Genomic DNA, 13,369 nt, shown 5'->3' on the forward strand with positions numbered 1-13,369 from the left:
GCATGCCCTGCCACTGATAGACGGTTCACGCGAGACGAAGCCGACAGCCAAACGCTGCAACGGCGGCACCGTCGCGGAAATGGCGACGCCGGCCCAGAGGCCGGCGTCGGGTCAAGCAGGATTCAACCCGTGCTGCGGATTACAGCGGACGGCCGATGCCGGCGCAGGTGCTGGGGTTGTTCAGGCCGGCAGTGCTGCTGGCCAGCACGAAACGGTTGCGGATCGCATCGCGCCAGGCCTTGGTCAGCGGGATGAAGCCGTGGTCGGTGATCGACTTCTCATACGCGACGGTGTAGGTCGCCGGATAGTGGCGCGCCAGGAAGCCGCGCAGGCTGGTGGCGACGCTCGAATCCTTGTAGCACTGGCCGATCACCAGGTTGGTGTAGCCGGCGATCGGATAGCCGGCCGACGGGTTGCCGAACACCGGCACCCAGTTGGCGGGGTTCTCTGCATCGGTGCCGGTCGGCGGAGCGACGGTGTCCAGGGTGGCCTGCACGCTCACCTGGTCCGGCGAGAAGCCCTTGACCTTGGCGACCTTGGTCGCATCGGTCAGGTTCGGGATCACGTCCGGGCCAACGTAGCCGATGCGGCCTTCAGCCGCGTAGACAGTGTTGTACAGCGAGGTGCCGCCGGTGGCCGGGGCGGCCACCAGGAACGCCGGCAGGTTGCCGTTGGCATCGCGCTTGTACAGGTCGGCGAAGGTCGACTTGATGGCGAACTTGCCGCCCACCAGCTTCGAGGTGTCAGCATTCTCAGCGGCACAGGCCGCGGTCAGGAAGCGGCTGAACATTTCGCTGGTGCCGCTGCTTTCCGCGCGATACACCACCTGGATCGGGCCGCTGCGGTTGGCATCGATGGTCGACCAGTCGCTGATCGCGCCCGAGAACACGCCGCAGATCTGCGCCACGCTCAGGTTCACCGCCGAACCGGCCTTGTTGAACGGGATGGTGACCGAGGTGGCCACCGACGGCACCTGGATCAGCGCGCCGTAGCGGTTGGCATTGGTCGGCTGGTTGAAGTTGGTGGTGTAGGTGTTCAGCTCGGTGCCGCTCAGTACCGAATCGCTGCCGGCGAAGTGCACGGTGCCGGTGGTCGAGAACAGCAGCGAGTTGTTTTCCAGGAAGGCCTTCTTGCCGGTGCCCGAACCGGTCACGGCGTAGCTGAAGTTCGCCGGCAGGATGCTGTCGGACGAACCCTTGTAGAGGTCGGCCGGCAACGAGGCACCGCCGCCGGTCACGGTCTGCGCCGAGGCGGCGCCCACGGTAGCGAGCAGCGCGGTGGCAACCAGCGCGGCCAGGGTGTTGCACTTGTTCATGATCTTCTCCTGAAGGGTTTACTGCGAAGGGAAACACCAAGGGAGGAACGGTCACTACACGCCTGCTGCCGCCGAGGGCCTCCCAGCCCACTCTGCGGCGACGTGTCCATGCTGGTCCGCGCCGATGACAGGCCGCTTAAGAAACCTGTGGAAGATCGGAAAAAGGTGTGGAGGATTGTGTGGAGAATCGAAGACGGCGACCGGGTAGAGTCGACTGTTCGTCGACTGGTGCACGGAGCGCTGGTCCTGTCGAAGTGTGCTTGGGAAGCAGTCGACTGACAGTCGACTCCACCCGTGATGCGCGTTGCGCATCACTGCACCAGCTGGTTCATTTCCATGATCGGCATCAGCACCGCCAGCACGATCGTCAACACCACGCCGCCCATCACCAGGATCATGGTCGGTTCCAGCAGTGCGGTCAGCGCCATCGCGCGACGCTCGATCTCGCGCGAGATCGTCTGCGCGGCGCGTTCGAGCAGTGGCGCCAGCGAACCGGTCTTCTCGCCGCTGGCCACCAGATGCACCAGGATCGGCGGATAGACCTTCTGTACCTTCAACGCAGCACCCAGTGCCGCACCTTCGCGTACGCGAGCAGCCACATCATCGGCACAGCGCGCCAGCAACGCATTGCCAAGCGTCTGCCGCGCCGCTTCAAGCGCACGCAGCAGCGGGACACCGGCGTCCAGCAGGATCGCCAGCGTCGAGGCAAAGCGCGCACTGTTCACACCCAGCACGAAGCGCCCGACCATCGGGACCCGCAGCAGCATCGCGTCCCAGCGCAGGCGCAGTTCCGGCCGCCGCAACGCCAGCCGCCAGGCCACCACCAGCGCAGCGATGCCCAGCCCTGCCCACACGCCCCAGCTGCGCACGAACGCGCTGGCGGCCAGCATCACCTGGGTCAGCATCGGCAGCGTCTGCCGTGCCTGAACGAACGCGGTCACCACCTGCGGCACCACGTAGCTGAGCAGGAAGATCACGATCGCCACTGATACCAGGCTGATCGCCGCCGGGTAGATGAAGGCGGTCAGTACCTTGGCCTGCAGCGCATTGCGCTCTTCGATGTAGTCGGCCAGGCGCTCCATCACCCGTGCCAGATCGCCGGAATCCTCACCTGCACCCACCAGCGCCCGATAGATCGGCGGGAAATCGCGCGGCCGCGCTGCCAGCGCCACGGTCAGGCGCTGGCCGGCACGCACGTCGGCGCGTACTGCGGTGAGCGCCTGGGCCACGTGCGGGCGTTCGGCCTGCTCGATCACCGCACTCAAGGCGCCTTCCAACGGCAGGCTGGCGGCCAGCAGGCTGGCCAGCTGGCGCGTGGCCCAGGCCAGCTCGCTGGCAGACAGCCGCCGGGCAGCCCAGCCACTGCCGGCACTGCGCGCCACGCTGACCTGCACGGGTGTCAGCCCACGACCGCGCAGCAACTGCCGCGCACCGCGCGGGCTGTCAGCGTCCAGCTGGCCCTTCTCGATGCGGCCCTGCGCGTTGGCGGCCTGGTAGTCGAACAGCGCCATGCAAGCCTCAGTCGTCGCCGGTGACGCGCAGGATCTCTTCCAGCGTGGTCACCCCGCTGTCGACCCAACGCTGGCCGTCCTGACGCAAGGTCCGCATGCCGGCACGCCGCGCCGCCTCGCGCAGTGCAGGTTCACCCTGCCCCTCATGGATCAGCGTACGCACGCGATCGTCCACCACGAACAACTCGTGGATGCCGGTACGCCCCCGGTAGCCGCTGTTGGCACAAGCCGCGCAACCCAACGCGCGCCATACGGTACGGCCGTCCCCATCCACCTCGGCACGCCGGCATTGGGTGCACAGCCGCCGCACCAGCCGCTGCGCCAGCACACCGCGCAGCGACGAGGCCAGCAGGAACGGTTCCACCCCCATGTCGGCCAGGCGCGTCACTGCCGAGATCGCGTCGTTGGTATGCAGGGACGCCAGCACGCCATGTCCGGTCAGCGACGACTGCACCGCAATCTGTGCGGTCTCCAGGTCGCGGATCTCGCCGATCATGATGGTGTCCGGGTCCTGGCGCAGGATCGCGCGCAGCGCGGTGCCGAAGCTCATGCCGATGCGCGCGTTCACCTGGATCTGGCCGATGCCGGCGAAGTCGTACTCCACCGGGTCCTCCACGGTGAGGATGTTGCTGGTGCTGCTGTCGAGCTGGCCCAACGCGGCGTACAGCGAGGTGGTCTTGCCACTACCGGTCGGGCCGGTGACCAGCACGATGCCATGCGGCTGCCGGATCAATCCGCTGAACGTGGCCAGGGTGTCATCGGCCATGCCAAGGCGCTGCAGCTGCAGACGGCCGGCATCCTTCTCCAGCAGTCGCAGCACGGCGCGCTCGCCATGCCCGGTCGGCACCGTGGAGACTCGGATATCCAGCGGACGCCCACCCACGCGGATCGCGATGCGCCCGTCCTGCGGCAGGCGCTTCTCGGCGATGTCCAGGTGGGCCATGATCTTGATGCGCGATACCAGCGCTGCGTGCAGTGCGCGCCGTGGCTGCACCATGTCGCGCAGCGTGCCGTCCACCCGGTAGCGCACCACCGAATGGGTCTCGAACGGCTCGATGTGCAGATCGCTGGCGCCATCGCGTGCGGCCTGCGCCAGCAGCGCGTTGATCATGCGGATCACCGGCGCATCATCCTGCGCGTCCAGCAGATCGGTGACTTCCGGCATGTCCTGCATCAGCCGGTCCAGATCGACTTCGCTCTCGGCGGCACCGACCACGGCAGCGGCGTCGCCGCCGTCACGGTACTGCTCAGCCAACCGCTGCTGCCACATCGCGGCATCCAGTGCCTGGAAGGGCAACGGTCCATGCCGGCGGCGCAGTTCGGCCACAGCCCACGCTGCGGTATCGACGGTACCCAGCAGCACAGGCTCACCGCCAACCTCGGACAGCATCACCCCATGGCTGCGCACCCAGGCGTACGGCAGTGACGCGGCGGCGCTCACGGTCCGATCACCAGTTCCGGCGTGTAGCCCAGCCCGCGCAGTTGCTGCAGTGCCGGGTCCAGCGTCGCCGGGTCGCGCGGCAGCCGCACCCGCAGGCGCTGGCCACTCTCGCCCGGCGTCGCCTCGGCATAGGCCTGCAGGCCCAGCGCCCGCACCTGCGCCACGCCCTGGCGGGCACCGGTCGGGTCCAGCCCCTGTGCGAACTGCACCAGCTGCGCATCGCCGTCACCGGCCGGATACAACACTGCCAGGCTGGTGTTCTGCAGCGGCTGGCCCTGGCCATCGCGCGCATTGCCCTGGCCGAGTACAGAAAGGTCCTGCGGCGGCAGCTGCGGTGCCGACAGCGCCGGCAATGCCCAGCTCTGCACCGGTTGCGCGCCAGCCTGCGCGTTGCGCATGTAGTCATAGCGGTCGCGGGTCAGGCGCTGGCCGGCGGCCGGGTCACGCACCACGTGCGGACGCAGGAACACCATCAGGTTGGTCTTGGCGCGCCTGCGCGTGTCGCTGCGGAACAAGGCACCCAGCACCGGAATCTTCCCCAACCCCGGCACCGCGTCACGGCCATGGCTGACGCTGTCTTCCAGCAGGCCACCCAGCACCATGATCTGGCCATCGTCCAGCAGCACGCTGGTATCCAGTGCGCGCTTGTTGGTGATGATGCCGGCCGTGCTGTTCGCGCTCTGCGCATCGATGCTGCTGACTTCCTGGTAGATGTCCAGCTTCACCGTGCCGCCCTCGGAAATCTGCGGGCGTACCCGCAGCTTCAGGCCCACGTCCTCGCGCACGATGGTCTGGAATGGATTGTTGCTGCCGCCGCCACCGTCGGTCACGTAGCGGCCGCTCACAAACGGCACGGTCTGCCCGACCATGATGCTGGCCGCCTCGTTGTCCAGCGTCATCAGGTTCGGCGTGGACAGGATGTTGGCACCGCCCTTGCTCTGCAGCGCGTTGGCCAGCGCCTTCATGTTGAGGATCTGGCCGACGCCGGGCAGGTTGATGGTGCCGTCGATCACCCCGATCTTCAGGCCATCCTTGGGCAGCACGTCCAGAGTGGTGCGCGCGGTGGTGTTCAGCCCGCTGCCACCGCTGGTGCCGCCGAAGTGGGTGCCGCCGAAGGTGCGGCCATTGCCCAGCATCCACTGCACGCCCAGTTCGGCCGCGTCGGTCTGGTTGACCTCCACGATCAGGCTTTCCACCAGCACCTGTGCACGGCGCTGGTCAAGCTGGTCGATCACCCGGCGCAGGTTGCGGTACACCGGTTCCGGCGCCGAGATCAACAGCGTGTTGGTGGCCACGTCCGCCTGCACCGAAATGCCGTTCTGGCTGAAGCCGGTGCTCCCGGCGTCGATCGGGTCGCGGCGGTTCGGATCCAGCCGCTGCGATTCCAGCGCATTGCTGCCGGTCCTGGCCTGTTGTGGCTGCGACGGCTGCGCCGGTGCGGAACGGCTTGCATCGCCAGGCAGTGGCGTGATGCCTTCATTGCTGCCCACTGCCGGCGCATCGCTCTGCCCCGCAACCACGCCGCGCAGCACGCCGGCGAGCTGATTGGCCTGGGCATTGCGCAGGTAGACCACATGCAGGTTGCCGGACTCGTCCTGCGCGCGGTCCAGCTTCTCCACCAGCTGCCGGGCCAGACGGGTGCGCCCGGGACTGCTGGAACGCAGCAGCACGCTGTTGCTGCGGGGGTCGGCCATCACCACCACCTTCTGGCTGGGCTCTGCGCCCTGCGCATCCAGCAGCGGCGCGACCATCGCCGCGACGTCTACGGCGATGCCCTGCTGCAGCTTCACCACATCAGTGTCCATGCCGGCCGGCGTGTCGACGCTGGCGATCACCCGCGCGATGCGCTCCAGGTTGTCGGCATAGTCGGTGATCACCAGAGTGTTGTTGCCCGGGTTCGCCGTGATCGGATTGTCCGGGCTGATCATCGGCCGCAGCACCGCCACCAGCGCGGCGGCGTTCTCGTAGCGCAGCGGAAAGGTGCGCGTGGCGACCTCGCCTCCTGCACCGCCACTGCCCACCCGGCCACCGAGCAGCTTGGCGTCGGCCTGCGGCACCACCCGGCTGACGCCGCCATTCTCGACCACGGCGAAGCCGCGCATGCGCAGCGCGCCCAGCAGCAGCTGATAGGCCTGGGTACGGCTGACCGGGCCATCGGAGACCACCGTCATCTTGCCGGTCACCCGTGGGTCGACCAGGAACTGGCGGCCGGTGAACCGTGCCGCCATCCGCAGCACGCCACCGATATCGGTATCCACCAGGTTCAGCTGCACCGGCTCATCGCGTGTGTCCTGCGCTGCCACCGGCGCCGGCACGTGGGCCATGCCCACGATCAGGGCCAATGCAGTACTGCAGGCAAGGCTGCACATCGCCCTCATGGATGGGCACCCGCAGTGGCCACCATCACGATGTTTCCGGAAATCCGTGCCGCCGGCATGTTCGCGTCCCCTGTGCGTGTCAGTTGCAGCTGCTGCAGCTCGATGGCCGGGTCGGCCAGCAGCGGCAGCAGCCAGTTCCATAGCGCATCGGCGGGCACCGCCTGCACCTGCAGGTGCCAGCGCCCGTCACGCGCTTCGATATGCAGGCCGTCGGCAAGGCCGGCGGTCTTGATTCCATCGCGCAGCCCAGGAAGTGTCGGATGCTGGCCCTGCGCCAGCTGCTGGCGCTCACGGACGCGCAGCAGCGGTGCCAGTGCGCGCGACTGCGCCTGCAGCCGCGGTAGCTCGGCCTGCCAGTGCGTGCGCTGCTTCAGCAGTGGCTCCAGCCACAACGACCACAGGCCCGCCACCAGCAGCGCCACCACCATCACCCACAGCATCCGCCGGTCGCGCGGTGGCAGGCGTTGCCAGCGCTGCTGCAGGCCGGCCAGCCCCCCGCCCAGCCGCAGGGTGCGGGCCGTCACTGTCCCGCTCCGCTCACCCGCAGGCGCCCACCGGCGTCGCGCGCCAGCAGCAGGCCCTGCACCTGCAGCGCCTGCTGCCAGTGCTCAAGCCGCTGCGGATCGTCGGCCAATGCCTGGGCATCGGCATCCAGCTCCATGTCGAGCTGGCCGGGCTGGTAATGCAGGCTGCGCACCTGCCCGGCCAGTTCCGGAACCGCCAGCAGCGTGCTGGCTACCTGCCGTTGCAACGGCGGCAACGGTGGCGCTGGTGGCGGCACCGCCAGAGCACGCCTTGCCTGCAGCACCGGATCCACCACATCGGTGATCTCCGGGAAGCGTGCGCTGAACTGCCGCGCCATGTCCTGTTGCAGCGCCTCGCCCTCGATCCGCCAACGCCAGACCTGCAGCTGCAGGCCGAGCGCGGCCAGCAGCACTGCCGCCAACGCGAGGCCGATTGCCAGGCGTGGCGCTTGCCGACCCGCACCGGGCAGCGGCAGTGACCACCCCGGCAGAGGGCCACATGCCTGCCGTTCCTTCATGACGGCGGTGGCCGGCAGGCTGTCCGGCCACGCCGGCGGTACGCTGCCGATCCATTGCACGGCCTGCACGCCGGCCTGTCGCAGGCGCACGCCCAGCGCCTGCATGACTGCACACGCATCACGTCCGCCATGCCACTGGACGAACCCCCGATCGCGCCCGCTTCGCACCAGCAGGTGCTCGCCGCTGACCTGCAGGGTGGCCTGTCCGTCCTGCCAGGGCAGCAGCAGGGGCGTCGGATGGAGTGCCTGCAGCTGCAGTCCGCACGAAGCCAGCAACTGCTGCGCCTGCAGGACCGCCTGCTGGCCGAGCCAGGCCACCGGAACCGTACCGTCAGCCGCCTGCGCACCGTGGGCCAGCGCGACGTCCTGCAGGTCATCCAGCAACATCGCCTCCACCTCACCCTGCAACGCCAACTGCAGGCGGCGCCCGGACAACGGTGGCAGCTGCAGTTCCAGCAGGATCAGGTCGCCCGGATCGAGGCAGGCATGCACCGCAGCCCGCGGATGCCGCAGACCCAGCGCCGCCAGCGTGGCGCAACCGTGGGCCAGCACCTCGCCCTTGTGCAGCTGCGCCCAGTCCACCGCGCTGTCGGCGTGCAGACCCTCAAGCGTCGGCAGGCGCACCCGAAGCTGCCCGTTCATGCGCCGATCCTCGTCCACACGCGTTGCACACGCACGCCATCGTCGCGGTACTCGCGCCAGAGCAGCGCGCGGAAATCAACCGCGCTGCCGTCAGCCTGCACCCGGCCGACAGCCAGGAACCACTCGCTATGGATACCCAAGGGAAGTACCGCCATCTGTTCGTTGCTCAGTTGGAGTCGGTTGGCGATGTCGCCGCGATTGAGCAGCCAATGGCCAGCGTCGCGCTCACCGAGCAGCGCCTGCAGCCGTGCCGGCTCGACCGCAGGCGTCACCGCCTGCAGAACGCGCAGGTCGCTGGTGTTGGCATTGACCAGGGTCTGTGCCGGCAACACCACGGTGCGTCGCGCCAGCGCCTGCAACGCCACCGGATCGGCACCCGGCAGCGCCTGTTCGATCAGTGATTCGCGCGGCAGCGGCGCCTGCGCCTGCATGTCGCCATCGCGCAGGCGCGCCTGGATGTGGTCCGCGGCGGATGTGCAGGCGCCCTGGCCCAGCCCCTGCCCGGCACACAACGCGATGAACGCGCGCCGCGCCTCGGGGTCCGGCCTGCCATGCGCAAGCAGATTGCGCAGGTTGAACATCGACTGCGCATCGACCAGCTGCAGCTGCACCGGCAACGGCGCCTGCAGCTCCAATGGGCGCACCCAGCGCCCGCTGCGCACCGTGGTCAGCTGTTCCTTTGCGTCCTCACGCAGCTGCTGCGCCGCACGTTCCAGCGTTGCGTCCACGGCCATGCGTACCTGTGCGCGCAGCTGGTCACCACGCAGCGCGCGCAGCTGGGCCGACTGCCGGGTGAGCAGTGCAGTGGCAATCACTGCCACCAGTGCCACCACCAGCAGGGCGACGATCACCGCCATGCCACGTTGACGGACACTCGAAACAGACCGCATCCGGGCTGACATCGGCCTGCCTCACAGCTGCCACGAGCCGATGTCCGCGTTCCCGGCGTCGCCACCGGGCTTGCTGTCCGCACCCAGCGAGAACACATCGATGTCGCCATGTGTGCCAGGCACCTGATATTGGTACGGATGGCCCCACGGGTCGTTCGGCAGGCGATCCAGATAGGGCGTGACCGGCATCGCGCCACTGCCCTGCGGCGGCTTCACCAGCGCCTGCAGGCCCTGCTCGGCGCTGGGATAGCGACCATTGTCCAGCTTGAACAACTTCAGCGCCTGCATCAGCGCCGCGATGTCCTGGCGCGCCGCCACCACGCGCGCCTGGTCGGGACGGTCCATCAAGCGCGGCACGATCAATGCCGCGAGAATGCCGATGATCACCACCACCACCATGATCTCGATCAGGCTGAAACCCTGCTGCCGAGCCCTGCGACCACCCACCTGCCTTGCCATTGTTCCGCCCTCGTCATCCTGGAAGAGACCGCTGCGCCATGGTCAGCGGTGCATGTGTCAGTACGATAAACATCCGCCGGCAATTCGCTGCGCATGTGCCTGGGCGGGCGCCGGCGCAGCCGGCCCGCGTGCCGCCTCGAGCAGGTGTGGCGGCACACTGGCCAGCGTTTCGTCGATGCAGCCGCGCAGCAGCGGAAGCGCGCACGCCTGCAACAGGCGCACGCACTGCATCGGCGACCACGCGGTGCCATGGTCGAGGCCGATGAACGTGCGGTAGGCCTGGTGATAGCGCAGATCGTCGTACACGCGCTGCGCACTGTTGAGGTCACGCACGACCACCAGCAGGGCCGCACGCTGCAGCAGCCGCACATCGCCTGCGTCAAGCGGCAGCGCGTTCATGGCTGCTTCGGACCACGGCCGCAGCTGCAGATCAAGGGCGCGCCGCAGCGCCGCCAATGGATGCGCGCTGCTGTCCAGTGCCGCCCAGCGCGCGGCATCGGCCCAGGCATCACTGGACAGCACCCAGACCCACGAGTGCCCGTAGCGTTGCACATTCAAGGGCGTGTGCCGCGCCTGCTCCAGCGACCGGCTCAGGTGGCGATCCAGCTCCAGCATGCTGATCCTGCGACTGTCTGCCATCTGCGTCGCCCGTGCTCCGCGACGCGTGGTGCGTCGTACTCTGGAAAAGACGTCAGCAAGGCAGGTGAAGCGACAGCGCGAATGCCGCTCTGTGCGCTGGGTGGTGCTTCATCGGCAACGTCATCGCAGCGTCATCCGCCTGCAGGCTTCGCGCTGCAGGCGCGGTGCGTCACCCCCGCAGCGGCGGGCCAGTACCGCAACGTCGCTGCGCGCGGCGAACGCGATCAGCGCGTCTGTCATGTCCACGTCATCGCCCCACGACGCCATCGCAATGCGCACCGCCGGCAGCTGCCAGCCGTCCATCACCCCGCGGGTGCCCGCCACGAACCAGTGCCACAGCCGGTGGTGCAGCACCTGCTCGTGCAGCTGCGCGAGATCCCTGATGCCATGCATGTCCATCAGCAGCAGCGCGCGTGCCAGCGCCGCAGGCGGCAACACACCGGTTTCAGCCAGCGGCAGCACCTGCTGCTGCAGGCGCAACAGCATCGCCAGCGGGTGCGACTGCGGATCGAAGTCCAGCAGCACGGCCTGTTGCTGCCACTGTGCGTCCGATACCACGCATACCCATGGCGAGCCGTAGCGGTGCACCATCAACGGCCGTCGCTGGGTGGTTTCCAGCAACGCCGACAGATTGCGGCGCAGATCCAGCACACCGATGGTCTCGTTGCGCATCCTTGGCGTCTCCTTGCTTGCAACAGCCCTGCGCGGCGCGCACGGCCAGCGTCTTCACCTAACCAAGGACGGCAATGCCACCTGGAAAGCGACGCAGATCCAGCGACATCGTCAGTCGCAGCTGCTCCAGCGCCGCATCCGGATCATCGATGCGGAAGCGGCCGCTGACCGGGGCGCGCGCCAATGCCGATTCACCCAGCAGCACCTTGCCGCGGCGGTAGCGGTTGATCTCCTCCACCACCTCGCGCAGCGGCGCCCGGCGGAACACCAGCATGCCTTCGGTCCAGGCACTCACTTCCGAGGCCACGGCTTCGGCCACCACGCCACTGAGGCGCTCGTCGTACCGGGTCTGCTGGCCCGCCTGCAGCTGCAGGCGGCCCTGCGGGTGCTCGATCCGGGCGCTGCCCTGCAGGCAGGTCACCCGTACCTGGCCGTGGGTGTTGCGCACGTCCAGGCGCACCGCCCCTTCATCGGCAATCACGCAGCCCGCCCCTGCGAACAGGGCCAGGCGCAGACCGGCCCGGGTCTCGATCGCGGCCTGGCCCTGCACCAGCTCGAAGCCTTCGCCCTCCGTGTCCGCACGGCGGCGCAGGCTGCTCTGCGTATCCAGCTCGATCTTCAGCTGTGGCGAAGGTGCGATCTGCAGCCGTTCACCGGTACCGGTGTGGAAGTCGGCCGTCATCGCCGTCACCGAGGGCCACAGCCCCAGCGGCGGACGGATCGCCGCCACCACTGCCAGGCTGGCCGGGGCGGCAATCGCGGCGCCCAGGAAGGCACGCCGGCTCCAGCGCTGGGTCGGCGTCGGCGCGACCGGTTGGCGTGCGGCGGCAGGCAGCTGCTCGCCGGCCAGGCGTACCTGCTCCCATTGCCGGCGCGCACGGCCGAATGCTTCGCGATGACGGGGATCAGCCTCGCACCACGCGCGGAAGCTGCGCCCGTCGGCCGCGGTAGCCTCGCCCGAGGTCAGCCGCACCACCCACGCGTGCGCCTGGCGCTCGACGGCATCCAGCGGGCGTTGCGGGTGATCGTCAGGATCCATGGGGGCTCATGCCGCACCCGCACGCTGCGGGGTTCTGCTCGGCGTCAAAGTGTAGACGGATGCCGCCGCTCAGAACCGCACCTGGCGCCCCTGCCCGCTGCGCTCGGCCAGGTAGTCCTGGGCCGCCTTCAGCTCACGCTGCACCAGCCGCAGCGACACGCCGAGGTGATCGGCGACGTCACGCTGCTGCAGGCCATCGACGCGGATTGCCAGCAGGATGCGGCGACGCCGCTCGGGCATGCGCTGCAGCAGGCCCACCATGTCCTCCAGCGCGAAGTCCAGTTCGGCCGCCTGCGCCGGCCCCGGTGCCGGGTCGGCCATGTCCATCAGCGTCTCCACCTCTTCCAGGCTCAGCAGGCGATGGTCGGCACGTTGGCGGTCGATCACGGTATTCATCGCCATGCGCAGCAGGTAGGCCGCAGGGTTCTGCACGGCGTCCAGGCGGTCACGGCGCGCACTCAGGCGCATCCAGGTGTCCTGCAGCGCGTCACCGGCCAGCTCCTCCGATCCCAGCTTGCGCACCAACCGGCGCTTCAGCTCGTCGTAGGCCCCCAGAAGGTGGTCCATCAGGTCAACTGCGCCAGCCGTACCGTTGCTCATGTTCGAATCCTTGAAGTCATGGAAGGGGCGCGCGCCCGCCACAGTCGTGGTCGGTGCCGGAAGGACGGATCTGCAGGGTCACCGGCTGCGCCAGCGCGGCGGCCTCGGTCGCCAGCACCAGGCCCTGCAGCGCCTGCAGCAGGCGTGCATCGCGGCGGGCACTACCACTGCCGGACAGCAGCTCGGGCTCGCTCACCCGGCCCGCGCCGTCGATGCGGAAGCGCAGCGTCGCGGCGTAGCGGCCGGGCGCGATCTCCGGGTCGTCACAGAACGCCGCACGCAGCCGCTGCTGCAGCCCGCCATAGCGACGCCGACGTTCGGCCTCGGGAAGTTCGGCACCAACACGGGGTTCGGCGGCCGAGGACGTGCCCCGGCGCAGCACCACGCGCTGCGCGCCGATCACCTCGACCTCGATGCCGGAGTCCTGCAACAGCACCTGCAAGGCAGGCAGCGGCTCCAGGCTGGCGCGCAGCGCATGGCTGCTGCGGCCCGCGGCCAGGTCGCCCGGGTACATCACCGACCACCCACTGATGACGCTGAAGCGCTCGACCGCCTGTTCCAGCGGCTGCGCAGGGATGTCGTAGGCATGAACTCCGTCCTGTGCGGCAGCGGCAAAGGACAGCAGCAGCCACGCGACGATGGCCACCTTCCAAGTTCTGACCGCATGGTGTCCATTCAGCCCCCTGACGTAGAACACATGACCCTCGGCAGCGACAGCAGCTGCAGTGGACGCGCACCACG

13 protein-coding genes are annotated in these 13,369 nt (G+C 68.8%); all 13 read right to left on the bottom strand.

Annotation, left to right across the window (positions count from 1 at the left end):
• Nucleotides 1–139: 139 nt before the first annotated feature.
• A complete protein-coding gene (locus AC5P7I_RS19880) occupies nt 140–1,315 on the bottom strand; it encodes a substrate-binding domain-containing protein (RefSeq protein WP_262088176.1) in 1,176 nt (391 codons plus the stop codon).
• Between the two features lie 311 nt (nt 1,316–1,626).
• Nucleotides 1,627–2,826: a type II secretion system inner membrane protein GspF gene (gene gspF, locus AC5P7I_RS19885; protein ID WP_049439488.1), complete on the bottom strand. Its 1,200-nt coding sequence runs from the start codon at nt 2,824–2,826 to the stop codon at nt 1,627–1,629.
• 7 nt (nt 2,827–2,833) lie between these two features.
• Nucleotides 2,834–4,267 (bottom strand): type II secretion system ATPase GspE, encoded by a 1,434-nt coding sequence (gene gspE, locus AC5P7I_RS19890; RefSeq protein WP_164077134.1) that lies wholly within the window; start codon nt 4,265–4,267, stop codon nt 2,834–2,836.
• A complete protein-coding gene (gene gspD, locus AC5P7I_RS19895; protein WP_164077135.1) occupies nt 4,264–6,645 on the bottom strand; it encodes a type II secretion system secretin GspD in 2,382 nt (793 codons plus the stop codon). Before gspD ends, gspE begins: the two co-directional genes overlap by 4 nt.
• A complete protein-coding gene (locus tag AC5P7I_RS19900; RefSeq protein ID WP_014647368.1) occupies nt 6,642–7,169 on the bottom strand; it encodes a type II secretion system protein M in 528 nt (175 codons plus the stop codon). The genes gspD and AC5P7I_RS19900 overlap by 4 nt, the downstream gene beginning before the upstream one ends.
• Complete coding sequence (gspL, locus tag AC5P7I_RS19905) at nt 7,166–8,329, bottom strand: type II secretion system protein GspL (protein WP_164077136.1); 1,164 nt, start codon at nt 8,327–8,329, stop codon at nt 7,166–7,168. The genes AC5P7I_RS19900 and gspL overlap by 4 nt, the downstream gene beginning before the upstream one ends.
• Nucleotides 8,326–9,231, bottom strand: a complete 906-nt coding sequence (gene gspK, locus AC5P7I_RS19910; protein WP_262088177.1) for a type II secretion system minor pseudopilin GspK — start codon at nt 9,229–9,231, stop codon at nt 8,326–8,328. The genes gspL and gspK overlap by 4 nt, the downstream gene beginning before the upstream one ends.
• Nucleotides 9,232–9,240: 9 nt before the next feature.
• Nucleotides 9,241–9,678, bottom strand: a complete 438-nt coding sequence (gene gspG, locus AC5P7I_RS19915) for a type II secretion system major pseudopilin GspG (RefSeq protein ID WP_014647371.1) — start codon at nt 9,676–9,678, stop codon at nt 9,241–9,243.
• A 57-nt stretch (nt 9,679–9,735) separates the two neighbouring features.
• Nucleotides 9,736–10,293, bottom strand: a complete 558-nt coding sequence (locus AC5P7I_RS19920) for a hypothetical protein (RefSeq protein ID WP_239510484.1) — start codon at nt 10,291–10,293, stop codon at nt 9,736–9,738.
• Between the two features lie 144 nt (nt 10,294–10,437).
• A complete protein-coding gene (locus AC5P7I_RS19925; protein ID WP_164077139.1) occupies nt 10,438–10,989 on the bottom strand; it encodes a hypothetical protein in 552 nt (183 codons plus the stop codon).
• Between the two features lie 58 nt (nt 10,990–11,047).
• Nucleotides 11,048–12,028 (bottom strand): FecR family protein, encoded by a 981-nt coding sequence (locus tag AC5P7I_RS19930; RefSeq protein WP_111206989.1) that lies wholly within the window; start codon nt 12,026–12,028, stop codon nt 11,048–11,050.
• Between the two features lie 69 nt (nt 12,029–12,097).
• Nucleotides 12,098–12,628: an RNA polymerase sigma factor gene (locus AC5P7I_RS19935; RefSeq protein WP_032961748.1), complete on the bottom strand. Its 531-nt coding sequence runs from the start codon at nt 12,626–12,628 to the stop codon at nt 12,098–12,100.
• A 16-nt stretch (nt 12,629–12,644) separates the two neighbouring features.
• Entirely contained in the window at nt 12,645–13,325 is a 681-nt protein-coding gene (locus AC5P7I_RS19940) for a TonB-dependent receptor (protein ID WP_164077140.1), read from the bottom strand.
• Nucleotides 13,326–13,369 lie beyond the last annotated feature (44 nt).

This window comes from Stenotrophomonas sp. YJH_SMC_138, assembly GCF_059369855.1.